The 23,154-nt window shown below is 62.6% G+C and carries 21 protein-coding genes; 11 read left to right on the top strand and 10 right to left on the bottom strand.

What is annotated here, in order from left to right; translation table 11 throughout:
* From dnaE to clpB, 3 genes are all read left to right on the top strand, one after another.
* The coding region (gene dnaE, locus JST30_17090) for a DNA polymerase III subunit alpha (GenBank protein MBS1716045.1) at positions 1-1,915 on the top strand (1,915 nt) is incomplete at its 5' end.
* A gap of 7 nt (positions 1,916-1,922) precedes the next feature.
* On the top strand, positions 1,923-2,627 hold the full coding sequence (locus JST30_17085; protein ID MBS1716044.1) for a hypothetical protein: 705 nt from the start codon (positions 1,923-1,925) through the stop codon (positions 2,625-2,627).
* A gap of 93 nt (positions 2,628-2,720) precedes the next feature.
* Positions 2,721-5,333, top strand: coding sequence for an ATP-dependent chaperone ClpB (clpB, locus tag JST30_17080; protein MBS1716043.1), 2,613 nt, complete (start codon positions 2,721-2,723; stop codon positions 5,331-5,333).
* Here clpB and JST30_17075 read toward each other — a convergent pair.
* Positions 5,330-6,811 carry a DUF4173 domain-containing protein gene (locus JST30_17075; GenBank protein ID MBS1716042.1) on the bottom strand — a complete coding sequence of 494 codons (1,482 nt, stop codon included), beginning with the start codon at positions 6,809-6,811 and terminating at the stop codon, positions 5,330-5,332. The genes clpB and JST30_17075 overlap by 4 nt on opposite strands.
* 126 nt (positions 6,812-6,937) lie before the next feature.
* Between JST30_17075 and JST30_17070 the strand changes: the two genes are divergently transcribed.
* Together JST30_17070 and JST30_17065 are read left to right on the top strand one after the other, a co-directional pair.
* Complete coding sequence (locus tag JST30_17070) at positions 6,938-7,963, top strand: hypothetical protein (GenBank protein ID MBS1716041.1); 1,026 nt, start codon at positions 6,938-6,940, stop codon at positions 7,961-7,963.
* 418 nt (positions 7,964-8,381) lie between these two features.
* Positions 8,382-10,589, top strand: a complete 2,208-nt coding sequence (locus tag JST30_17065) for a hypothetical protein (GenBank protein ID MBS1716040.1) — start codon at positions 8,382-8,384, stop codon at positions 10,587-10,589.
* Here JST30_17065 and JST30_17060 read toward each other — a convergent pair.
* Both JST30_17060 and JST30_17055 read right to left on the bottom strand, forming a co-directional pair.
* Positions 10,586-11,281, bottom strand: a complete 696-nt coding sequence (locus tag JST30_17060) for a hypothetical protein (GenBank protein ID MBS1716039.1) — start codon at positions 11,279-11,281, stop codon at positions 10,586-10,588. The two genes, JST30_17065 and JST30_17060, sit on opposite strands and share 4 nt — an antisense overlap.
* A gap of 123 nt (positions 11,282-11,404) precedes the next feature.
* On the bottom strand, positions 11,405-11,938 hold the full coding sequence (locus tag JST30_17055) for a transposase (protein MBS1716038.1): 534 nt from the start codon (positions 11,936-11,938) through the stop codon (positions 11,405-11,407).
* On the opposite strand from JST30_17055, the gene JST30_17050 reads away from it, so the two are divergent.
* Positions 11,907-12,344 (top strand): hypothetical protein, encoded by a 438-nt coding sequence (locus tag JST30_17050; GenBank protein MBS1716037.1) that lies wholly within the window; start codon positions 11,907-11,909, stop codon positions 12,342-12,344. The two genes, JST30_17055 and JST30_17050, sit on opposite strands and share 32 nt — an antisense overlap.
* Here the strand turns inward: JST30_17050 and JST30_17045 are convergent.
* Positions 12,341-12,955: a hypothetical protein gene (locus tag JST30_17045; protein MBS1716036.1), complete on the bottom strand. Its 615-nt coding sequence runs from the start codon at positions 12,953-12,955 to the stop codon at positions 12,341-12,343. The two genes, JST30_17050 and JST30_17045, sit on opposite strands and share 4 nt — an antisense overlap.
* Positions 12,956-13,484: 529 nt before the next feature.
* On the opposite strand from JST30_17045, the gene JST30_17040 reads away from it, so the two are divergent.
* Positions 13,485-14,099, top strand: coding sequence for a PEP-CTERM sorting domain-containing protein (locus JST30_17040; GenBank protein MBS1716035.1), 615 nt, complete (start codon positions 13,485-13,487; stop codon positions 14,097-14,099).
* Positions 14,100-14,154: 55 nt separating this feature from the next.
* Here the strand turns inward: JST30_17040 and JST30_17035 are convergent, their stop codons facing one another.
* Both JST30_17035 and JST30_17030 read right to left on the bottom strand, forming a co-directional pair.
* Complete coding sequence (locus JST30_17035) at positions 14,155-14,730, bottom strand: ankyrin repeat domain-containing protein (GenBank protein MBS1716034.1); 576 nt, start codon at positions 14,728-14,730, stop codon at positions 14,155-14,157.
* Positions 14,731-14,948: 218 nt separating this feature from the next.
* A complete protein-coding gene (locus tag JST30_17030; protein MBS1716033.1) occupies positions 14,949-15,467 on the bottom strand; it encodes a hypothetical protein in 519 nt (172 codons plus the stop codon).
* A 76-nt stretch (positions 15,468-15,543) separates the two neighbouring features.
* On the opposite strand from JST30_17030, the gene JST30_17025 reads away from it, so the two are divergent.
* Positions 15,544-16,119 carry a hypothetical protein gene (locus JST30_17025; GenBank protein ID MBS1716032.1) on the top strand — a complete coding sequence of 192 codons (576 nt, stop codon included), beginning with the start codon at positions 15,544-15,546 and terminating at the stop codon, positions 16,117-16,119.
* A gap of 44 nt (positions 16,120-16,163) precedes the next feature.
* The gene (locus JST30_17020; GenBank protein MBS1716031.1) at positions 16,164-16,910 is read left to right on the top strand and encodes a TerC family protein; all 747 of its coding nucleotides are present in this window, start codon (positions 16,164-16,166) and stop codon (positions 16,908-16,910) included.
* A 37-nt stretch (positions 16,911-16,947) separates the two neighbouring features.
* Here the strand turns inward: JST30_17020 and JST30_17015 are convergent, their stop codons facing one another.
* Entirely contained in the window at positions 16,948-17,853 is a 906-nt protein-coding gene (locus JST30_17015) for a hypothetical protein (GenBank protein ID MBS1716030.1), read from the bottom strand.
* A 90-nt stretch (positions 17,854-17,943) separates the two neighbouring features.
* Positions 17,944-19,842 (bottom strand): molecular chaperone DnaK, encoded by a 1,899-nt coding sequence (gene dnaK / locus JST30_17010; GenBank protein ID MBS1716029.1) that lies wholly within the window; start codon positions 19,840-19,842, stop codon positions 17,944-17,946.
* A gap of 168 nt (positions 19,843-20,010) precedes the next feature.
* Here dnaK and JST30_17005 point away from each other — a divergent pair, with 168 nt between their 5' ends.
* Entirely contained in the window at positions 20,011-20,505 is a 495-nt protein-coding gene (locus tag JST30_17005; protein MBS1716028.1) for a zinc ribbon domain-containing protein, read from the top strand.
* A 51-nt stretch (positions 20,506-20,556) separates the two neighbouring features.
* On the opposite strand, the gene JST30_17000 is transcribed toward JST30_17005, so the two are convergent.
* Positions 20,557-21,363: a prepilin-type N-terminal cleavage/methylation domain-containing protein gene (locus JST30_17000; protein ID MBS1716027.1), complete on the bottom strand. Its 807-nt coding sequence runs from the start codon at positions 21,361-21,363 to the stop codon at positions 20,557-20,559.
* Between the two features lie 177 nt (positions 21,364-21,540).
* Here JST30_17000 and JST30_16995 point away from each other — a divergent pair, with 177 nt between their 5' ends.
* The gene (locus JST30_16995; GenBank protein ID MBS1716026.1) at positions 21,541-22,173 is read left to right on the top strand and encodes a hypothetical protein; all 633 of its coding nucleotides are present in this window, start codon (positions 21,541-21,543) and stop codon (positions 22,171-22,173) included.
* 3 nt (positions 22,174-22,176) lie between these two features.
* Here the strand turns inward: JST30_16995 and JST30_16990 are convergent, their stop codons facing one another.
* On the bottom strand, positions 22,177-23,148 hold the full coding sequence (locus tag JST30_16990) for a carbohydrate-binding family 9-like protein (GenBank protein MBS1716025.1): 972 nt from the start codon (positions 23,146-23,148) through the stop codon (positions 22,177-22,179).
* Positions 23,149-23,154 lie beyond the last annotated feature (6 nt).

Raw genomic sequence — 23,154 nt, 5'->3', positions numbered from 1 at the left:
CCGACCGGAGACTTCCGAAGCCCGACCGGAGCCTTCCGAAGCCCGACCGGAGACTTCCGGAGCCCGCCCGGAGGCTCCCGGACTTCCATCGCTCGGGCAAGTTTCGACATGTTTCCCCACCCGCGTCGAAGACATCCCCCCGGACGATCCCAAGACGTACGAGATGCTCTCGCGGGGCGAGACCGTGGGCGTGTTCCAGCTCGAATCGGGCGGGATGAAGCGCAACATCATGGAGCTCAAGCCCAAGGACGTGCGCGAGCTCGCCGCCATGGTCGCGCTCTACCGGCCCGGCCCGATGGAGCACATCCCGAAGTACATCGACTGCAAGTTCGGGCGCCGGCCGATCGAATACCTCGACGAGCGCATGCGCCCGCTGCTCGAAGAGACCTACGGCGTCATCGTCTACCAGGACCAGGTCCTCAAGGTCGTGCAGGCGCTCGCCGGGTTCAGCCTCGGCAAGGCCGACATCCTCCGCAAAGCGATGGGCAAGAAGGACCTCGCGGTCATGGAGTCCATGAAGGCCGAGTTCATGGAGGGCTGCGCCGCGCACGGCGTCAGCGAGGCAGTCGCGAAGCGGATCTGGGAGCTGCTCCTTCCCTTCGCGGGCTACGCCTTCAACAAGGCGCACGCGGTGTGCTATGCGATCCTCGCCTACCAGACGGCGTACCTGAAGGCGAACTATCCCGTGGAGTACATGGCCGCGCTGATGGCGGTCTACCGGGACAAGGAAGACCGCGTCACGAACTTCATCGACGAGTGCCGCCGGCAGAAGATCGCGGTGCTGCAGCCGTGCGTCAACCGCTCGCTCGCCGACTTCTCCATCGAGCGGACAGCGGACGGGACGAAAGCGGTCCGGTTCGGGCTCGCCGCGATCAAAGGCGTCGGCGAAGGGCTCGTGCGGCGGATCATCGAAGAGCGGACGAAGAAGCCTTCGGAGCACTTCTACGAGTTCGCCGAGCGGATGCGACCGTTCGGGCTCAACAAGGTCGCGCTGGAAGCGCTGGTCAAGGCGGGGGCGCTCGACCAGATCGAGACCAACCGGGCCGTGCTGCTCGACAACTTGGAAGGGGCGCTCGCGTTCGCCGACATCAACCTCAAGGAGAAACTCGCCGGTCAGGACAACCTCTTCGGCGGCGGGCCGGCCGAGGATAAGCTCGCCTATCCGCAACTGCCCGTCATGGAGCCGTTCGAGAAGTCGCAGCTTTTGGCGCTCGAGAAGGAGGTGATGGGGGTGTACCTTTCCGACCACCCGTTGCGCGGTTACGAGCGGTCGCTGGCGCAGAACGCGAGCCACACGTGCGTCTCTGTGCCTGAACTCGACGAGCAGACGACGGTTCGGTTGGCGGGCGTCGTCGCCAACGTGCGCGAGATCGTGACGCGATCCCGCGGCGAGCGGATGGCGTCGATCGTCCTGGAGGACCTGAGCGGCCAGATCCCTTGCACGCTCTTCCCCGCCACCTACGCCAAGTTCAAAGGGCTGGTCCAGAAGGACAGTGTGGTGCGGCTGAAGGGCACGGTCAGCCATCGCGACCGCCCGGGCAGCGGCGGCGAAAAGCAGATCGAGGTCTTGGTCGACGAGATGGCGTTCTTGCCCGCCCCGGACAACCTCGGCCCTGTGGACGAAGCCGTCGAAGGCACGGTGTTCGTGCGGATCACCCGCGCCAAGAAAGCCCAACTCGAAGTGTTGAAGAAACTGATCGAATCGTTCCCCGGGTCTTACGAAGTCGCCGTACAGGTCGTGGCCCAAGGCACCGAGATGCCTCAGATCCTCGTCCACCGCATCGATCCGTGCGAGGAGTTCCTCGTCCAAGCTGCCCGCGCCGTGCCCGAGGCGACGATCGAGACGGTGACCTACGACCACAACAGGGCCCAGCGGGCCCAAGCCGCAGTAGCCGTCGCGGCGACGGTGCGTTAAAACCGATATGGGACGTCGGACCATGGTGCTGCCCCTGTTGCTCCTCGGGACGCTGGCCTTCGCCCAGTCGATCGATCAGGAGTTCTACCGGCAAGTCGCGAGCGTCGAGCTCTTGCAGTCGAAGAAGCTCCAGGCCGAGATCAAGCTGTCCGACGCCCAGCGCGACAAGCTGAACCAAGAGGCGGGCGGCTATTCCAAACGGATGACGGCGATCCTTGACGACGTCAAAGCCGGCAAGGTCGGCCCGGTCGAGGCGAAACAATCGGTCGAGGAAGCGAAGACGTCGCTCAAGTCGAAGATCATGGCCGTCCTCAAACCCGAGCAGATCGTCCGATGGGGCCAACTCTCCGTCCAGCAGCTCGGCGTCGTCGCCCTGTTCGACCCTGTGGTCGTCGCGAAGATCGGCCTGACCAAAGCCCAGGCTCAAAAACTGACCGACGCCTGGAACTCCACCGGCCAACGCGTCGCCAACCTCGAATCGACGGCCAAGAAGCCGATCATCGACAAGTACCGCGCGATGAAGCCTTCAGACGAGGCGGAGCGGGACAAGCTGACCAAGCAGCTTCAAGCGGAACTGGCGGACGCGACCGCGAAGATCATGCCCGAGATCGAGAAGCTGAAGAAGGAGTTCGACGGCGTCGTGAACGCGACCCTGACCGACGGACAAAAGAAGACGTGGGCCGAGATCAAGGGCCCAGCGGTCAAGCCGTGATACGCCGAGGTACCTAAGTTCCCCTCCGGTCTGGCACCTTCCGTCCCGTCCTAACGTAATATGAGGTAGGTCACTTGACAGTGACGCACTCATATGCGCACGGACAAACTCACTCTTCGCGCCCAAGAAGCCTTGCAGGAGGCGCAAAAAACGGCCGCCACCTTCGAGGCGCAGGCCATCGAGCCCGAGCACTTGCTCCTGGCCGTGCTCTCGTCTCCGGACAGTGTCGGCGCTTCCCTATTGGAGCGTCTTGGGGTCGCGACGGCGCCTCTTCTGGAGACGTTGAGCGCCGAGTGTTCCCGCATGCCGAAAGTCAGCGGTGCCGCGATGCACGGGTCGACGATCGGCAACCGCACCCAGACCTTGTTCAACAACGCCTTCAAGGAGGCGGACGCCATGGGGGACGAGTACGTCTCGTCCGAGCACGTCCTCTTAGCCGCTTTGGAAGACGCGGGGGCTTCCGGTCGCGCCCTCAAGAAAGCCGGAGTGGAACGGAAAGGGCTTCTCGCCGCGATCGAAGACATCCGCGGAGGCCGAAAGGTGACCGATCCGAACGCGGAGGCGACGTACGAGGCACTGGAGAAGTACGGCCAAGACCTGACGGAACGTGCGCGCCAAGGCAAGCTCGACCCGGTCATCGGCCGTGACGACGAGATCCGCCGTACGGTCCAGGTCTTGAGCCGTCGCACCAAGAACAACCCAGTCCTCATCGGCGAACCCGGCGTCGGGAAGACGGCGGTCGTCGAAGGGCTCGCCCAAAGGATCGTCGCCCGCGACGTTCCTGAGAGTCTGCGCGACAAGCGCGTGGTGGCCCTCGACCTCGGCGCGATGGTGGCGGGTGCCAAATACCGAGGCGAGTTCGAGGAGCGGCTCAAGGCCGTCTTGGAAGAAATCAAGCGCAGTAACGGTCAGGTGATCCTGTTCATCGACGAGCTCCACACCCTCGTGGGAGCGGGCAAAGCCGAAGGTTCGCTCGATGCGGCGAACATGCTCAAGCCGATGTTGGCCCGAGGCGAACTGCGCTGCATCGGGGCGACGACCCTGAACGAGTACCGACAGCACGTCGAGAAGGACAAAGCTCTCGAGAGGCGGTTCCAGACGGTCTATGTCGGCGAGCCGAGCGTGGACGAGACGGTCTCCATCCTTCGCGGCCTGAAGGAGAAGTACGAAGTCCATCACGGCGTCCGGATCACGGACGGCGCGATCGTGGCCGCCGCCACTTTGAGCGACCGTTACATCAGCGACCGGTTCCTTCCGGACAAGGCGATCGACCTGGTCGACGAAGCGGCCAGCCGCCTCAAGATGGAGATCGACAGCAAGCCGCAAGAGCTCGACACCCTCGACCGTCAGATCCGACAGATCGAAGTCGAGCTCGTCGCCCTCAAAAAGGAAGAGGACGAAGCCAGTCAAGAACGGCTGAAGACGGCCGAGAAGCGGCTAAGCGAGTTGAAAGACCAGCGCGCCGTCCTTGGCGCGCAATGGGACCGCGAGAAGGCCGACATCGAATCGATCCGCGAGATCAAAGGCGAGATCGAGCGCCTCAAGATGGAGCTGCAGTCCGCCGAGCGCGACGGCGACCTGGCCCGGGAGGCCGAGATCGTGAACGGTCTGTTACCCAGCCTCCAGAAAAAGCTGCGCGAGGAATCGGAGCGGATGGAAGCGTCCCAGACCGGGGCGCGGCTGTTGCGCGAGGAAGTCACCTCGGACGACGTCGCCGAAATCGTCAGCAAGTGGACGGGCGTTCCCGTGACGAAGTTGCTCGCGGGTGAAACGCAGAAGCTCATCGAGCTTGAAGGCCATTTGGAGAAGCGGGTCGTCGGCCAGGACGAAGCCCTCCGACTGCTCGCCGACGCGATCCGCCGCGCCCGGGCCGGAATCTCCGATCCGAACCGGCCTGTCGGGTCTTTCCTGTTCCTCGGGCCGACGGGCGTCGGCAAGACGGAGACGGCCCGGGCCCTCGCCGAGTTCCTCTTCAACGACGAGCGCGCCATGGTCCGCATCGACATGAGCGAGTACGGCGAGAAGCACGCCGTCGCCCGTTTGATCGGTGCGCCCCCGGGGTATGTCGGTTACGAAGAAGGAGGGCAACTCACCGAAGCCGTCCGTCGTCGGCCGTATTCGGTCGTTCTCCTAGACGAGGTCGAAAAGGCGCACCCCGAGATCTTCAACGTCCTGCTCCAAGTCTTGGACGACGGTCGGCTCACCGACGGTCAGGGCCGGACGGTGGACTTCAAGAACACGGTGGTGATCATGACGAGCAACATCGGCTCGCACCACTACGGCGAAGGGTTTTTAAGCGGCGACGAGTTCGACGCCGTCCGTGCGCGAGTGATGGAGGAGCTCCGGGCGCATTTCCGGCCGGAGTTCATCAACCGTTTGGACGACATCGTGGTCTTCCGGTCCTTGGGCGTGAACGAGATCCGGAAGATCGTCCGGATCCAGGTCGCCGCCTTAGCCGGCCGCTTGGCCGACAGGCAAGTGCAGCTCGAATTGACGGACGAGGCGCTCACGCACCTCGCGACGGCCGGGTACGACCCGGTTTACGGAGCGCGGCCGTTGAAGCGCGCGATCCAGAAAGAGGTCATGAACCCGCTCGCCGTCCGATTACTGTCGGGAGAAGTCCGGGACGGCCAGCGCGTCGTCGTCGACTTTAAGGACGGGGGGTTCGTCTTCCAAGCCGAGTCCCCGGCGCCTGCGGTCGGTTAACGGTCGAGCCGGCTCAAGGTTCCGTCCCGGGCCGGATCGACGATGTCCTGGTGGTCCGCGACGGCGGCGACCGTGCTGGTCCGGCTCAGGTTCGCGCCCCGCCAGTCCGTGCGACCGCTGTCCGCGGTGTTCCGGAGCCAGACCGCGACCTGGTGCCTTCTGTCCCCGGTCAGACGAGGAAGCGTCCGGACAAGTGTAGGCCCAGCATCGGCGCCGAGCGTCATCAGGTAGTCCGTATCGACCTGTTCCGGCGACTTGGCGAGACGGTAGTTCGTTTCGGCGATGAACACGCCGGGCCGTAAGACGTTCAACCCGATCCCGATCACGAGCGCGGCCGCAACGGAAGTAAGGACGGGACGCCCTTCCTTTCCCGTGACCGACTTCAGCGTCACGGCGATGATGACCACGGCAAGCCACACCATGAAGGCGCTCGGATAAAGCCGTAACTCGGACAAGCCCGCGTACGACACGTAGAGCCCCATGCGCAAGAACGCCGACGCCATGACGACACCGAGTTGGACGACCATCGCCAGCGACAGCCATCGGGACAGGGGTCTCCCGCTCGAGACGCGGTCGGCCAGGGCCAAGAGCGGGACGGAAAGGGCGACAACCGTCACCAACTGGAAGAACCCTTCCCTAGCGTATTCGCTGTAGCTGAGGCCGGCGTGCGTCCCCACCGTCCCTCTGCCGCCGAACAGGTGCCCAAACTGGACGATGACAAAGCCCGCGAACAGGAGGTTCAAGGCTCCAAGGACCACCGAGGCCTCGGTCGAGTACTTCGACCAGTCCTGGTCCGAGGGTTTGATCGTGCAGTCCGCGACGGGCTCGCCAAGGACGGCCCTCCGGACGACGCCGGCACCGATGACGAAGAACGTCACGAACAGGCCGAAGTGCATGGCTCCGGTGATGCCGTCAAATGAAAACGGCCGAGCGACGTAACTCCGGAACACCGCGTCGGCCGACGCGAACAGTCCACCGAACACGAGGATCAACGGCACCGCGACGAGAAGGCCCCTGACATAAGGGGCAGCCTGCTTGGTGTTCACCTTCCGGGCCATTTCCGTCCAACCCAGTTCCGAGAAGAAGAGGACGAACGCGTCGACCACGTAGCCGAGCCACGTCGTCATGACCCCGACGGAAGCGTCCAGGACGTTCATGTCCCGGATCCGCCGTCCCCAAGAATGGGTGGTCAAGAGGGCCAGACACGTGCCAAGACCCAACACGTTGACGACGGACATCCCCCAGGAATCGTTGACGGCGAAGCCTGCGCCGAAGACCAGTGCGGCCAAGGAGAGCGCGACCGCCGACACCGTCGGGACGCCTCCGGACGTGACGGCCGTCAGCAGGCTCGCTCCGACAAGGAACACGGTCCAAAGGAGCACGTTCAGACCCCAAGGCGCGTCGTAGAAGAGCGTTTCGCCCACGAGTCCCAAGAACACGGCGACGGTCAAGGTCCTCCAGGCGACGGCTCTGGCCATGCTCCAGGAAACACCCGGCCCTCGTCCCCGCGTTCCCGAGGCCCTCCAGGCGCTTCAAAGATTCTGACAAAGGACGCCACCTCGCGCCCTGCGATAACGTAAGATGTACCAGGAGGCAAATCGAGGGTGTCTTGGAAACAACGCCAGACCCTGGGCGAGGAGTTCGTAGCGGACGTTTACGACCTCCTGAAGATCGACGACACGTATCTGCTCGACACGGGCGACGGATTCGTTTATTGGGGCGGTGACTTCGCGACGACGGTCCGGACGGACATGGGGGTGTTCCGGCAATCGTACAGCGTCTACCGCGTCACGGCCGAGACGGACTTTCTCAAAGGCCGGGGCCACTTGAAAGAACTGGCGGTCGCGCTGGAACACGAAATGGACCAGTGCACGTTCAGCGGGCCCGTCTACGACCAACCGTCCGACACGTTCCGCCTCTTCTGCGGCGTCTATGCGACGAACGACCAAGAGTGGCTGAAGCGCACGTTCGCGTCGGCGGTCGCGCTGCAAATGTCGCAGGCGCACGAAATGGCCCGTCGGCTCAGTGCGCTGTTCCACGCCACGCTCGCGACCTCGGCCCATCCGCACGTCGGTTTCCGCGTCGAACCCGATCCGTTGATCGCCGATCCCGGCCGGGGCACTCTCACAAGCGGCGATCCGCAGTCCGTCTGGACGACCGACCCCAGTTGGCAACAAGCCGGTTGGGTGATGGAACGGGAGGCGCGGCGCTTCGAACTGCTGCCAGGCTCAGGGTTGCGCGCCGAGTTCGATTGGGTCTGCGGCGGTCAAGACTCCATGGTCCTTGAGATCCGGACAGACGAGCCTCACCCGGTCCTCGGTCACGGTCTCCACGTGACCCTGAGCGTTCCCATGCACCTGTCCGTCGATGCGATCGGGCACCTCGTCCTTGACCTCAACACGTACGAGAAGACCGAGTATAAGCGCTGCCATACGCTCGGCTCGTGGTGCGGCCATCAAGGCAAGCTCGCCTTCCGCGAGTTCGTCCCGAACGGCCTCTATGCACCGGAATACCTCGAGGAGGTGTGCGTGAACATGTGCACCCGCGCGATCTGGACGAACGAGTGGTTCTGGGACATGAAGTGCAAGGCTCAACAGGCGGCCCAGTCCGCGGCGCAAGCGCAATCCTGAGCCCTGTCCTTCGGCGGCTCGGTGCGGCCCGACCGCCGGGCGGCCCGACCATTGATCTTTCACACGTCACGGTGGGGCCACCCGTCGACAAAGTGGTGCTCCAGAAAGGGAAAATCGTGCTCTAGAAGACGAAAGTCGTGGTCCAGAAGACGAAAGTCGTGGTCCAGAAGACGAAAGTCGTGGTCCAGAAGACGAAAGTCGTGGTCCAGAAGACGAAAGTCGTGCTCCAGAAGACGAAAGTCGCCTCTCAAATCGCGCCGCTCAGGTTCAACCTGAAGGCGGGCCGCCGGAGGAAGCTTTTGTCGGTGAAATCCTGGCGGTCGACACGGACTATCCGGACGACCCCAAATACCCGACGTTCGTGCACTGCTTCCCTGATTGCGGGATCATCAGTTTCAGGCGTAGTGCGGGCGTCCGCATGAGGGTCGAGAACCTGACCCTGAAAGGCAACCCCCACAACACGCGTATCGTCGACGACGTCGCAGTCGACGACACAAGGCGTTTCGCTTCGTTCGGCATCGTCTTCGTGTCAAGCCAGTTCGTGGGCCACATCGTCGAACGGCTTTACCTGAACTTCGTCGATACCGCGGTAGGGTTGCTCAAGGGCTCGGGCGACAACGGGGAACAGACCCGCCTCTCCCGAATCTACGGCACGGAATGTCGCCGGGGCTACTACTCGAACGCGCCACAGGCCTTCGAACAGGAACTGGACGGCTGGAACATGGCGCTCGACGAGACCGGCGTCTATCTTCAGTTCGATAGAATGGGAGACCGTGGCGTCGGGCTGAATGCCTATAACCTGCACGGCACGTTCAAGAACGTTCCGATCGATCAGATCGTCGGCCGAGGGACCTTGATCAAGCTACGGCGGGGGACGGGGGCGCTGCAGATCGTCGGCGGCAGGATCGAGCACCTGGGACGGCTCTTCGACTATGACTGCTTGAACGGCCAGAGCTTCAACAACAACATGGACGTGATCGTCCGTGGCATGGAGTTCACGGTCGCCACCGGCGACGACCGGGTACTGGTCAAGGGCTTCGACAACAACGACGATGGGCCGACGACCGAGGCGAGCGGGACGCAGTACGGCCTCTTTGTCGACACCTGCACCTTCGCGACCGGGCCGACATACGGGGCTTCCGGCGCGGGAAACCTCGTCTTCGAATCGCTGCCGGGCGACCGGCTGCGGTGCGTCTTCGAAAAGTGCAGGTTCCTAGCGGTGGGCGCGCTCGTTCGACAGAGTTTCGATTGCGAGTTCGTGCGCTGCTACAAGAGCGACTTCATCGCGGCTTACACGAACGACAGCTACATGCGTCAGTTCTCGATGGAGCCGAGCGTGCCGGGCAATAGGATGCAGTCGCTCCGCAACGCCTGGCAGGACACGCCGTGGATCCAGACCGGGCCGCGGGTGAACATCTTGCGGAACGCCGACTTCGTGGGTCTCGACTATGGTCCCTCGGCGTTGAACCTCGGTGGCTACGGCGTGACCATGCCCTCACCTTGGGTGCTAGAGCAGGCCGACGACAAGCTCTTCGGGTTCGCCAAGTGGGGCGCTTACGCGGGCGCTTCAAACCTTCCGGACCTCTCGCCCAGTCCCGAGGCGTTCTTCATGGCCCTTCTCGACGACACGAAGCTCTGGCAGCCGTTTGACGAGGACGGATTCCAGATCGACCTGTCTGCGCCCGGTCTGAAGCTCGTGACCTACCAGTGCCTTTGCCGGGTCAGCGGTACGGTCAAGTTCTCGCTCGTTCGGGAGGTGGACGGGACGATCGACACTTCGACGGTCTTCGACCAGATCGTCCTGACGAGCGTGAACTCCTTCTCTGAGACGACGCTCATGACGCTGCGTGCGCAGGTCGAAGCCGTCGAGGTTCTTTCGGATCCGGGCGACCCGCACCCATATTTGGCCCTTCTGATCGAGGCAGACGAAGGGGCGGCGCAGTGGCAGGTGTTTTGGCAACAGGCGTGGGGAAGCACGCCGACCATCGCAGGAGACCCCCCAGTCGTCACTGGCTACATCGCCGAAGACGGGCTCAGGAACACGGGGTTCGTCAGGACTGACACGAACACAGCGGTCAGAGGCGACTTCGCCTGGGGCGTGAACAGCCTTTCGATAAAGGCGGTCGGGAGGTTGCAGATACCGAACCTGAATCCGGATCAGACAGCCGACCAGGAGGTCAACGTCGGTTGGAAGAACCCCTACGACGAAAATGGCGATTACGACTTAGCTGACGGAGAGTTGTGTTGGGACGAGGTCCAGCAAGGTGTGGTTTGCCGGATGGCCAACGGTTGGTACATGCTTCATCAGCCCGAACGCGTGCTTCCAAGCTTAGGGGCCTCGCCGCACACATGGGCGGTGGGCGATGAGAAGAACATCATTTGTACGGCCACATCGCTGCCTTACACGATCAACCTTCCTACGTCACTGACGGACATCGTGCCGGGAACCGTCGTACGGGTCTTCTGGAAGCCTAGTTCGAACACGATCGGCACCGTGACGGTGGACTTCGGTGGAACGAACGACGTGCTCCTAACGCAACACCAAGGAGCTGAGTTCGTTTTCTACAACGATAGCGGCACCGGAAGGTGGCTGGTCACACAGGCGAACGTCGGGACGAGGAGCTAGCGTCCGTCTCCATGTTTTCGCCGGTGTAGGATCACGGTGGAAAATCCTAGCAGTGCCAGAACCGCCGTATGCGGTTCTGGCACTGCGTAGATCCTTGTCACTTTGTAGCTCTCTGGATAGCCGGGCGGGTCGAAGTCAGTGGTGAAGCTGAGGTATCTGACCGCGGACCAGTCCAAGTGGCCAGTGAACCCGCTCAGCTTGAACCTAATGCCTCCAGGGCGCCAAAGCCAACCTCCATTGGATCCGCTCGTACCGTCCGCATTGATCGCCCGAACGGACCAAATGCTCGCGAACCGTCCGTCCGGGTTTTCGACCTTCAGGTCGACCCAGATCTCCGTCTCCTTGGAAAAGTCCATGTCCAGGGGGTGGTTCCCCAGCCCCCAGTCCAATCTGAGCCGTGTCGACATCCCACCAGTGCCCGGCGGAATGGTCGTCTTCATCTGGCCGCCGCCTACCGACAGCGTGATGGGTGTGTCCCGAGGGTTCGCCACAACGTCGAGCATCGTCTGCCTGTTCCCCCAAGCCGTGTGCGCTTTGTCCAGGCCGTCGACGAAATGGAAGTCGACCCCGTGCGTGATCGTGGTCGTATAGTCCCCGCCCGTCAGGTCGTCGATCATGATGAAGGCGTCCGACTCGGAGACGGCAACGACGCATAGTACTGCTACTAGTGATCCTCTCACCAAAAAATGCATACCCTGAGTATACGACGGGTGGCAAGACTCAGGGTGACCTCCTCCTGGGTGGCACGCTTGTGGGCTACGCAGGGAGACGGCACGCCCGGTGGAATCTCGGCCCACAGGCGTGTGCGCGAGCGCTTATAGCGTCGGGAAGTCCACCTGGAAGTCACAGTCGTCGCCCCGATAGGCCGCCGCGCTGGAGAACTCCCAGTCCCAAGGGTGCGCGCAAAGACCCGCGACGACGGGGTTGTCGTGGATGTAGCCGATGCTCTTCCGGCACGCCTTCGACGAGTGCATGTTCCGGTCGTAGCCGCCGCCGGGCTGCCAGAAGCGCGGTCTGCGGCCGTCGTGGAGCTGCTGAAGGCGAGGGTCGGCGAGCTCCCTCATCGTCGCCAGGCCGAACTTGGCTACGGGTTGCTTCACGGCTTGCCTGATCCCCGCCATCGAATCCTCCAGCCCGGTCGGGAAGAGGAGCAGGTGGACGTGGTCGGGCATGAGCACGTACGCCCAGACCTGGAAGGCGTGCTCCTTCCGGGCGGCGTCGAGGGCGGAGAGGAAGGCGCGGCAGACGGTCTCGTCTTCAAGCAGGCGCTTGCGGCGGTAGGTCGAAAAGGTGAGCTCGTGCGCGTGGCCGGGATCGTTGAAGACGCGCCTCCTCGCCCGTTCCGCCATCCGGGCTTTCTACCCCTTAGGCGCTTCGCACACGCCTGTGGTCGGGCCACCCGCCGTCATGGGTTTCGTCGACCCTGTTTGGTACAACGTCGTCCAGCCCGAGCGTTTCGAGGTGCAGAACGACGACTTCACTTGGATCGGCGGCAACGCAAGGAACATCCTCTGCACCGACTTCGACGAGCTCACGATCACGCTTTCGACCGATGTGACGAAAGTTCCTCGCGGATCCTCCGTCCGGGTGTTCAACTTCGACGGGGACACGATCCTCGTCAAGGTAGGCGGCTCGAACCTGTCTGTGATCGACGCGGCGGACCGGTACTCGGAGTTCCTGTTCTACGTCGACGAGTCTGACGATCCGCATTGGGTCGTTCTTGCAGACAACCAACCTTCTGGGCGACTCCCTTAAGGGCGCGAGGCGCTGCCCGTCCTCCTCCTGAGAAGTACGGGAAGCAGCGCCCCAAGGCATGCGAGGGAAGGCTCGGGCACTGCATAAATGTGGGTCACGGAGTACACTTGCGGATTCGTACTGTGGTTCATGTTTTCCGTGAACTCTATGCTTCGTACACGTGACCAGTCGATTTGCCTTGAGAACGAGTCGATGTCGAACCGAATGCCCCCGGGCCGGAGGAGCCAGCCGTCGTTGCTCGTGTCAACTCCGTTCACATCGGTGATAAGCATCGACCACTGATCGGCAAAGTGCTGAGGGGGATCAGTGTACAGGTCGACGAGGACGCTCGTCTCGCGGCTGAGATCGATGAGGACGTTGCCGCTGACCCCTAGGCCCAGCCTCATGTCGTATGTCAGCAGATCGGACGTCGTGCTGAGCTTCTGCTCATGGTCGCGAACGTCAAGCGTCAGTGTCGCGTTCTCAGGGTTTCCGATACCTCCGATGAACCACCCCCTCTTGCCGAAGACGGAGTGGTCGGTGTCCAGACCGGTCTGTCCCTTACTGTAGCCGTGAGTGGCGTCTACGGTGAAGGATCCCACCGTGAAGTCCTCGATGTTGACGTAGGCCAAGGCATGGCCACACGCTGCGGCCGCCGCGCAAGCCGCCGCTCCTCTCGATAAGCGAAACATGGGTCAAGTAAACGACGGTCCCCCGAAGAACCGTTACCGGGGCCGCTACGGCCGATTCAGCGCCGCTTCACCTGGAGATGTTCCTTGGTGCTGCCTCCAGACTCCAAAGTTCTCGCGCTGGCGACGAGAAGCCAACCTCGTCTGGAGGCTTGACGGACTGCTCCGGCGGTAACCTTCCCCCTGCTTGGCCAAGTGTCGGCACGACCAGAACCGGGGTGGCCCGGATGCCGGCGTTGTCTTCACGACGATGTGCCTAGACTTCGAGTGGGTACGGACGAAGCCTCCAGACTAAGTTCGGCGGCGTGCGGCATGAGGTGGTTTCCGGAGTCTGGAGGCAGCCAACTTGGTCATGCCACCCGCAAGGGCACTTGGAAAACGGCGGGCCGTGTCCGAACGTTTCCCCTTTTTTGCGTGTACATTAGAGGCGGCGCCAAACGCCAGGAGAGAAAACATGTTAACTCGAACAGCAATGCTGTCTGCCCTCGTGCTGGCGACCGTGTCCGCTCACGCCGTCATCAATCCTATCGGGCCGTTCGTCGGTTCGATGAACGACGACTTTGAGAGCTACCAGGACTACAACTCGACGGGCGGCCTCGGTTCGCTCGCCGTCATGGGCGGCGGCGCCACATTCGCCAGCAACGGCGGCGCCCAAGTCTGGATCTACGACGTCAACGTGGCGACATGGGGCCTCGGCGGCTATGGCTCTGCGCTGACCACATCGGGCGACCAAGGACTCGGACTTTACAACAATGGGAGCCCGATCGACGTCAACCTGAACTTCACGACCGCCGTGAAGAGGTTCGGAGGCTATATGGCGTCCGACTCCAACCTGAACGGCATCACGACCGTGGACTTCTACGACGCGGCCGGCGCCTTGATGGGGAGCGACACGTTCGGCACTGGCAGCAACGCGATGGTGTGGTTCGGTTGGGAGTCGACCGGAAACGGGATCGCGAGCATCAAGTTCGGCAACAACCTCGCGCCGGTCATGGACGACATTCAGGCCGACGTCGTGCCAGAACCCGCCACGCTTCTCGCCTTCGGTCTCGGCGCTCTTGCGCTCAGGCGAAGACGACGGTCCTGAACCAGGTTCGGCCCCTGCTTTCGGTGTGAAACCAGGGGCCGTTCCCTTCCGAGAGTCAGCCGCCGTCCTTCTTGACGAACGGGTTCGGCTTCAACTCCACCTTCTTGACGCTCTGGAGGTACTCCACCATCCGGTCGGCGTCCTTCCCTGCGAGTTGCGCGTGGAAGTGCAGCGAAAAGCCGTGCGGGCCGCGCGAATCGATCAACTTGGGCTCCAGAGTCAGCATCGCCTTGACGACGTCGAGCTGCCCCATCATCGTCGCGCAGAAGACGTCCATCCTTGCCCCGCGCGAAAGGAGGAACCTGACGATGTCGTGCCGTCCCATGTGGCACGCGCCGCCCAGACCTGACTCCCAGTCTCCAGACCCCCAGTCCATAAAGGCGTTGACGAGGCTCGCGTCCCGATCGAGGAGCTTCTTGGTCATGTCCAGGTCCGAGTGCGCGTAGATCACGAAGTCGGTCACAAGGGTCCTGTTCGTCTGAGGCGATTTCCAGGACGGTTTGAAGCCCGGTTCGGGATAGTCGCGGGTGAACTCCGCCTCTTTGGCCCGCTCTTGGGCCAAGACGCTAGGAGCGACGAGTGCCGTCGCCGAAGCGGCGAGCATGTTCCGGCGTGACATTTGACCGTCCACGTTCGAAGTCTACGCCAGGCCCTCTTGGGGAGTTCCTGGTGTCGCTGTCGGCACTCCGGCTCCCGGATCACGGTCTCACCGGATCTCGACCCTCCAAAGGTGCTCGTCGCCTTGCGGTCCCGCCCCTTGAACTTTCCTCGTCCCCCTCATTCTGTTCGGCCCGAAAACGGACGGGCCCGCCAAGAGGCGGGCCGTCGTGTCTCTGAGATGAAGGAGTCTTACTGGGGGTCGACGTCCCAGTTGAGCTTGTCGATACTGACCTTCCAGTTCGGGATCGTGACCGGCCCGATGTTGGAGACCCAATAGCGGAGCCTCATCTGTCCTGTCCCCGGCTTCGCGAACCGCCAGCACGTCGGGATGTTCAACTGAGTCGTCTGGTCGGTCGTGGAGACGGGCCGGACGTCGAGCGTGACCCATTGACCGGACTGCCACTCGAACATTTCGACGTATTGGACGAGACCGGCCGCGTTGGCTTTGGTCTCCAGGTCGAGCAGCAGGACGCTCGGCGTGTCAGTGCTGCACAAGGCGTCGAACTGGAGGTCGAGGGGAGCATCGTAGAACGACAGCTTCGGTCCCATCTGCACGACGAGACGGTCGTCGTCGCTGGAGACCAGACTGTTCACGTTCCCCGAAACCAGCTTGCCGCGGGTCACGGTGATCGTGTTCGGAAAGACGATGAAAGCGGCCGCGAACGCGGCGACGGCGAGAACGAGCAACAAGGAAGCGAGTCTTTTCATGGGTTCTTCTTTGGAATCCTCGCCTGCGGAACGCGTCCCGTGCCCGCAAGGTTCCTTGGCCCTGTAAACTGTCGCGATGCCCATGGGACCGTGGGAGGTCTCCGTTCCGGGCCTCAAAGTGACGGCGTTCGGAGCTTTCGGCGTGTTCGCGTCGAACCCGTCCCTCGAGCTGGCGCGGGCGGTCTTCGCGGACGTCGAGGAGATCGAAGTCTCCTACCGTGCGGTCGACGCCTGGATCTTGGACCAACGGGACACGGATTGGACCGCCCTGTTGGCGCTCGGCGTCGATGCGAAGGCCTCGGTGCCGCGGATCGAAACGTTGGGACGGAACGTCGTGGGTGCTGCCGCCGACGTCACCGGAACCGTCGCGACCGCTTCCGTGATCGATCCGGACGGACCGCGGACGGTCAGCGCGACGTTGTGGAACCCTGAGTGCTTCCGTGATCCCGAGGGCTGGACCGACGGAGACGACGCCGGAACCTACCTCTGCAACTACCTTCTCTACCGGTCGTTACGGGCGTTCCCCGACCGCAAGACCGGATTCCTCCATGTGCCTCCGTTCGACACTTTGAGCATCGAAGAGCAGTCGGAGACCCTTGTCCGACTGGTCGCCGTCCTGGCGCCGACGCTCTCGGTCCGGTCCCGCGACTAGGGCCGGCTTGTCACCCGTGCGCCCTCCGGGTCACACTTGCCGCTATGCCTTCTTTAGCCGATCCTCAGGTTTGGATCAGCCTGCTCACGTTGACGGTCTTAGAGATCGTCCTCGGCGTGGACAACGTCGTGTTCATCTCGATCATGGCGGGCAAATTAAAGGCCGAGGAGCGGAAGAAAGCCTGGAACGCGGGGCTTATGCTCGCGCTGGTCGCGCGGCTCGTCCTCCTTGGGGGCTTGTCGTTGATCCTGAAGCTCGAACAGGGGCTCTTCCCCATCGCAGGGCGGACGATCACGGGGCGCGACCTTGTCCTCCTCGCGGGCGGACTGTTCCTGATCTGGAAGGCGGTCAAGGAGATCCATGGAAAGCTGGAAGGCGAGGAGCACGGCGTCGACAAAGCCGTGTCCGCTTTCGGGGCGGTGGTCGTCCAGCTTGCCATCCTGAACCTGGTGTTCTCGTTGGACTCCGTTTTGACCGCGATCGGTATGACCAAGGTGTATGGCGTCATGGTCGCGGCGATCGTGCTGTCCACAGCGTTCATGCTCGGCTTCGCACGGCCCGTCGGCGAGTTCGTCGAGAAGCATCCGACGGTCAAGATGCTGGGACTGGCGTTCCTCATCCTGATCGGTGTCAACCTTGTCGCCGAAGGGACGCACTTCGAAATCCCGAAGGGCTACACGTACTTTGCGATGGCGTTCTCCGTCGGGGTCGAAATGCTGAACCTCAAGATGAAGAAGGCGGCAAAGCCCGTCGTGCTTCGGGAACCACACTTGAGCGAAAGCGAAACCTGATCCGGCCGACCGCGACGGACGTGCGCTTTCGCGCCTCTCAGTACAGGCGTTTGAGGAAGCCGTTCACGCACCAGGTCGCGTTGTAGCCGAAGAAGTCGCAGTAGTTCGCATCGACCTTGTACCGTCCGTCCTGCACTTTGAGGAACTCCTCGACGGCCCGACGCGGCCCTTCGGCCGTCAAGCCGTCTTCGACCACGACGTAGTCGCCCTTGACAAGGTGCGGATGGAAATGGTCCAGGACGGCCTTCGACGTCTCGTACGTGTGATCGGCGTCGTCGATGACGAGGAACGGATGCGGGAGCGTGGACAGCATGTCCGACGGATAGACCGTTTCTAGCTCCCGGCCCGAGCCTTCCGCGAATTCGACCATGGGGTCTTCGATGCCGGTCACCTTGACGATGTCGAGCGATCGGACGCGGGACGCGATCCCGAACGTGCGCATCAGATCGGCCATCCATAGGGCGCTCGCCCCGTTGAACGACCCGATCTCGAAGACCGTGGCCGGCTTCAAGTTCCAAAGTAGGACCGGGTACAGCGCCAGATCGAACGGGTTCTTGATCATCGCGTGGCCTCGGTACGTATAGCGGTGCGCGGCGGCTTCGATCGTTTGCAAGGCTTCCGGTCTGATGCTCGAGGCCCAGGGCCGGTCTTGCGGCGCGGCCAACTTCTGACGAACGGCCGCGTCATCGATGAGCGCCCTCAGGTCGGCAGCTTCTTTCGACGCCGGATCCAAACGCGATTCGGCTTCGATCCTGACTTTCGCTTCGGCGAACCGTCCGAGTCCGGTGAGGCAACGGGCAATATGGGCGTTGACACCTGGAAGGTCAGGGTCGAGAGCCGCGGCTTCTTCGGCCAGTCGAAGCGAGGAGAGGACGCTGACTCCCGTCGCCGCCCGGGCCTTTTCGAAGAGTTCCGCCGCCCTCTGCACCGCCGGACTGTCCATCCGACCGATTGTACGCCTAGCGGGAACAGACGAGGCCGCCCTTGCCTGTGAACAAGGGCGGCCTCTGGAGTCGGCCAAGGACGCTCCGGCTTACTTCTCTTCTTTGAACTCGGCGTCGATGACGTCCTCGTCCTTCTTCCCGGCACCGACGCCGGCACCGACAGGCTCCTCTTGGGAACCGCTGCCCGCCTGCTCGTACAGTTTCTGCGAGAGCGAGTGCGAGACCTGTTCGAGCTCTTGGAACGCGCTGCGCAGGCCTTCGACGTCGTCGCGCTCCTTCGCTTCCTTCACGGCCGCGACCTTGGCCTCGATCTCCGTCCGTTCGGCTTCTTCCACCTTGTCGCCAAGGTCCTTGATCGCCTTTTCGACGGTGAAGACCAGTCGGTCGGCGTCGTTACGAAGTTCGGCGACTTCACGGAGCCGCGCATCGAGGTCGGCGTTCGACTCGGCTTCCTTGACCATGCGGTCGATCTCGTCGTTGCCCAGGTTGCCCGAGCCCGTGATCGTGATCTTCTGCTGGTTGCCCGTCGCTTTGTCCTGAGCGCTGACGTTCAGAATGCCGTTCGCGTCGATGTCGAAGGTCACTTCGATCTGCGGCACCCGGGCCGGGGCGGGCGGGATCCCGCTGAGGTTGAACTGACCAAGGCTCTTATTGTCCTTGGCCATCGGTCGCTCGCCTTGAAGGATATGGATCGTGACCTCGGTCTGGTTGTCGACCGCGGTCGTATACGTGCGGCTCTTCTTGGTCGGAATCGTCGTGTTCCGTTCGATCAGCTTGTCCAGGACTCCGCCCTGCGTCTCGACGCCGAGGCTCAACGGCGTGACGTCCAATAAGAGGATGTCCCGGACGTCTCCACCGAGCACGCCCGCTTGGATCGCGGCTCCGACGGCGACGACTTCGTCCGGGTTCACGCTCTTGTTGGGCTCCTTGCCCGTCAACCTTTTCACGAGGTCTTGGACCATCGGCATCCGGGTCGAACCGCCGACAAGGATGACTTCGTTGATGTCCTTCAAGTCGAGCTTCGAATCGGTCAAGGCGCTCTTCATCGGAGACTCGATCCGCTTCAACAGATCGGCGCACAGGCCCTCGAACTGAGCCCTGCTCAGATTCATCTCGAGGTGGACGGGCTCGTTCTCGATCGCGGTGATGAACGGCAGGTTGATGTCCGTCGTCACCTGGCTGGACAGCTCGATCTTAGCCTTCTCGGCCGCCTCTCGCAAGCGTTGAAGCGCCTTGGTGTCCTTGCGCAGATCGATGCCGTGCTGCTTCATGAACTCGTTGGCGATATGATCGACGATCTTCTGGTCGAAGTCGTCGCCGCCGAGGTGGCTGTCACCGGCCGTCGATTTGACTTCGAACACGCCGTCGCCGACGTCGAGGATCGAGACGTCGAACGTTCCGCCGCCCAGGTCGAAGACCAAGATCGTCTCGTTCGACTTTTTGTCCAGACCGTAGGCAAGGGAGGCAGCGGTCGGTTCGTTGATGATCCGCAGCACCTTGAGGCCCGCGATTTCGCCCGCGTTCTTCGTCGCCGTGCGTTGACTGTCGTTGAAGTAGGCCGGAACCGTGATGACCGCCTGGTCGACCGTCTCGCCGAGATAGGCTTCGGCGTCGGCCTTCAACTTCTGGAGGATCATCGAACTGATCTCTTCCGGCGTGAACGTCTTGTCCACGGCGGGGATGTGGACGGCGGCGGCACCGTTCTTCCCTTCGACCACTTTGTAGCTGACGCGCTTGGTCTCTTCGCGGACTTCGCTGACGCTGTGGCCCATGAACCGTTTGATGCTGGCCACGGTGTTGCCGGGGTTCGTGACGGCTTGTCGCTTGGCCGTGACGCCGACGAGGCGCTCACCCGTCGCTTTGAACGCGACGACGCTCGGAAGGGTCCGCGTGCCTTCGGCCGTACTGATGACGTTCGGCTCGCCTCCTTCCATGATCGCGACGACGCTGTTCGTCGTCCCGAGGTCGATTCCTACGACTCTTCCCATTGTGCTCCTGATGACTCCGTTGCGACAGCGTTAACAGTGACTAGCACGTCACTTGAGCGCCCCGCACTCATGTCTAACGGAAAGGATACCTCTGAGGTTCCCGTGCATGGGCCGACCGGCCGTGCGACGGCCTTGAGAACGAGCCCTCCTCTCGTGCCAGAATCGCCCATGACCACGTGTCTTTCGTCCACGTGCCGGCAGATCATCGAGGACGATTACAGTTTTTGTCCGTTTTGCGGGACGGACAACCGCCCGCCGAGCCATCGGATGCCGGTCGGTCACCACACCCACCTTTATCCCGAGGGGGCCAAGTACTGCACGAGCTGCGGGGCCTTGGACGAACTACGGATCATCAAGGCGATCGACGCCGAGAAGGGGAAAAAGATCACGATGGTCGGCGCAGGGATCCTGGTGGCCGCGATCGTCCTGTTCCTGATCGTCGCGGCCGTCGACACGGCGAACTTCAACAGGATGATGGCCGAACGGAACCGGATCGAAGCCGAAGGCAAACTCGACGAGGGCGACCGTGGCCCCACGTTCCAGTTGTCCCCGCTCGGGCCCGTCCCGATCTTTATCGGCCTTATCGGTGCCGTCGTGACCGTTACCGGCGCGGTCATGTGGATCAATAACGCGAAGCAGCCCGACGTCACCGACCTGGCTTGACGGAAGGGGACGGCAAAGGCCCGAAGGCACGGGCCGTCCGCATCTCCATCGTCAGTAGCAGTCTTCGTTCCAGGGTGCCGGACTGCGGTACCACTGGTCGCCGTACTGGTAGCTCTCGGGTTGGAGCGTCCGCCCGAGTTTCGTGTGGCGCGCGTGACCGTCCGCATAGCAGTAGTTGGCCCCTTGAGCGTGCCTGTCCCACTTGACGCGGACGATGTCGAACTTGTCGTTCGTGTCGTTCCGTAAGTGGGACTCCGCTTCGGATTGCGTGACCTTCTTGTAACTCGTGCCGGGGCAAGGCTGACTCGGGTTGAACCCGCTCACCCCTTTGTGCGGGCCGATCGTGTTCCCTTTGTCCAACTTGTTGCGCCGTTCGGTCACGAGGATGACGTTCGCGACGTCCGAAAACTGCGTCATCGGGCCAGGGAGCCAGTCGTGGGCGGGCAGTGCGTTATAGTTCGGGATCACGGAATAGGCCGGTGCCTGCCAGTCGCAGACCATCGGGAGCTTGCCGAAATCTTCGACACCGTTGGGACAAGGTTTGGCGGGTTTGACCGCGTCGGCGTCCGACGGGCACGTGAAGATCCCCCAGTTCTTGACGTACGGCTGAAGCAGGTACGTCCAGTGCACTTGGTACGGGTGCGATCCGTCGCTCTCCCAGCTCGTCTGGCACAGCGTGTCTTCGTTGTCGCCGGCATAGAGGAACAGCGACGTCGCGAGTTGCTTCTCGTTACTGAGACAACCTGCCTTTTTGGCCGCCTCTTTGGCTTGGGCGAAGACCGGGAAGAGGATGGCGGCCAGAATGGCGATGATCGCGATGACGACCAGGAGTTCGATAAGCGTGAAGCCTCGCTTCATCCTACGATTCTGTGGACGCGGACGTTAAGTCCCGGTTAATCCCGGCGGGAACGCGGCCCGGGCGTGCGTCTCGCAACGTGCCCATGTCTGCGACGGATCGGGCCCTTGCGCCGTCATAATGGACAGGTCTTTGAGAGCGTCCTAAATTTGGCGGGCAAAGGCACACGGAAGTCGCACATGTCCGTAGTTCTGACAGTCTCCCTCGTCGCCCTAGCTTGTCTGGTCTTCGCCAGCGTGCTCGAGGGCCTGTTCCACCAGTACATCCTCCACACTCCGCAGAAGAAGCTGTTCGGTGGCGCACTGTTCATGAGCTATCACCTGCATTCCATCGAGCACCATCCGGCGTACCGTGCGGAGAACTACCACAGGCCTGCCCCCGACGAGGAAAAACCGATCAGCCTCGGGCCGCTGATGTGGCCCTCGACGATGATCGTGACCAGCCCGATCACGTTCCTCGTTTGGAAGACTCTGGGCTGGCAGGCCGGCCTGGCCGTCCCTGTGACGCTGACCCTCTACTACGCCGCGTACGAGTTCCTGCACTGGCACATGCACTTCCCCCGACCGGACGGTAAGCCGCGCTGGTACCACCGGTTCCCGCCGACGAAAGAGCTGTTCGAGTGGTTCGATAAGCGGCACTACGTCCACCACATCGCCGACGACAGGAACTACAACGTCGTCCTTCCCTTCTACGACTTGGCGTTCGGCCACTACACGACGAACGAATCCGTCGTCCCTTGGGCCGTGCGGCGGCGCAAAGCGAGGGCGCTCAGGAAGTCGGAAGAGATCCGCAAGCAGCGCCAGGCTTCCTAAAGGTCACGAACCCTTCGAGAGCAGCGAGTCTTCACGGACGAAGACCCAACCTTTCGCTCCCATCGCGCCGGCCCGATAGCCTGTTTCGGTAGGTGTCACGTGGACGTCCTTGTACTCCGTGCCCAGTTCTTCCGAAGTCGCCGCGTAACGTCCGTGCGCTTCCTTGAACGTCCGTTGGGCCCAGTACACGGACATCACTTTGCACGTGGCGTCCCAGTCCGAGTCCTTTCGGAACGGTTTCCGCTCGTCTTCGAACTGGACGTATCCCCAGGTTTCCGGCCTGTGCATGTCGACGACGCCCTGTGGTGACCAGACCCAGTTGTGCTCCGGATGATCCGGGACTTTCTCGTACCTGCCTTCGACGATCCTCAAGTCCCATTGCACCCGCGAAAAGTTGACGCGCCACTGGTGTCCGGGTCGCGGAGGTGCCGGACATCGGGCGAACTCGCCGAGGACTTTCCAAGGGAACGCCAGCTCCATACTCCACCCCTTGTCCGTGTCACCGGGATCGTTGATCGTCCCCGACACGTGGACGGCCTTCTTCAGGCCCGGGATCTCCCAATCGTTCAACGCTGGGCCGCCGTCCCGGTAGGGTTTCGGCAACCTGAGGTCCCAATCCGTCCCTAACGCGTTGATCTCGTACTCATAGTAGTCGTGGTTGTCGCCATCGGGATCGATGAAGACCTCGAAGTCGTTCTCATGGAAAATGACGCAATCGTGGACGGTCTGCGTCGCCCAGACGTGCGGCTCCTCCATTTCGGCACCGACATAGAAGTAGTCGTCGTCCCAAAGCATCTTGACCCGCGTCCTGAACCACGGCTTCGGACGGACCTCGCCTTCGATGTCGACGAACTCCAACGACCAAGGGGCGTCGAGCCATGCGGGGTCGTCGAGCCTGCCCGTCAACTGTGGAGCGTGCTTGGCACGGACACAGACGTAGCCTCTTGGGTGAGGCGGAATCAACACGGGTTCAATCTACCT

Source organism: Armatimonadota bacterium, assembly GCA_018268395.1.
GTDB lineage: Bacteria > Armatimonadota > Fimbriimonadia > Fimbriimonadales > Fimbriimonadaceae > JAEURO01.
Note: the sequence above shows the minus strand (reverse complement) of the source record. Positions and strands in the feature narration are given on the sequence as shown.

Coding starts and splice junctions, on each gene's coding strand:
- JST30_17020 (MBS1716031.1), top strand. CDS start 16,164: ATGCCTTCTTTAGCCGATCCTCAGGTTTGGATCAGCCTGCTCACGTTG.
- JST30_17065 (MBS1716040.1), top strand. CDS start 8,382: ATGAGGGTCGAGAACCTGACCCTGAAAGGCAACCCCCACAACACGCGT.
- JST30_17085 (MBS1716044.1), top strand. CDS start 1,923: ATGGGACGTCGGACCATGGTGCTGCCCCTGTTGCTCCTCGGGACGCTG.
- dnaK (MBS1716029.1), bottom strand. CDS start 19,842: ATGGGAAGAGTCGTAGGAATCGACCTCGGGACGACGAACAGCGTCGTC.
- JST30_17015 (MBS1716030.1), bottom strand. CDS start 17,853: ATGGACAGTCCGGCGGTGCAGAGGGCGGCGGAACTCTTCGAAAAGGCC.
- clpB (MBS1716043.1), top strand. CDS start 2,721: ATGCGCACGGACAAACTCACTCTTCGCGCCCAAGAAGCCTTGCAGGAG.
- JST30_16995 (MBS1716026.1), top strand. CDS start 21,541: ATGTCCGTAGTTCTGACAGTCTCCCTCGTCGCCCTAGCTTGTCTGGTC.
- JST30_17060 (MBS1716039.1), bottom strand. CDS start 11,281: ATGCATTTTTTGGTGAGAGGATCACTAGTAGCAGTACTATGCGTCGTT.
- JST30_17025 (MBS1716032.1), top strand. CDS start 15,544: ATGCCCATGGGACCGTGGGAGGTCTCCGTTCCGGGCCTCAAAGTGACG.
- JST30_17075 (MBS1716042.1), bottom strand. CDS start 6,811: ATGGCCAGAGCCGTCGCCTGGAGGACCTTGACCGTCGCCGTGTTCTTG.
- JST30_17055 (MBS1716038.1), bottom strand. CDS start 11,938: ATGGCGGAACGGGCGAGGAGGCGCGTCTTCAACGATCCCGGCCACGCG.
- JST30_17005 (MBS1716028.1), top strand. CDS start 20,011: ATGACCACGTGTCTTTCGTCCACGTGCCGGCAGATCATCGAGGACGAT.
- JST30_17040 (MBS1716035.1), top strand. CDS start 13,485: ATGCTGTCTGCCCTCGTGCTGGCGACCGTGTCCGCTCACGCCGTCATC.
- JST30_17030 (MBS1716033.1), bottom strand. CDS start 15,467: ATGAAAAGACTCGCTTCCTTGTTGCTCGTTCTCGCCGTCGCCGCGTTC.
- JST30_17000 (MBS1716027.1), bottom strand. CDS start 21,363: ATGAAGCGAGGCTTCACGCTTATCGAACTCCTGGTCGTCATCGCGATC.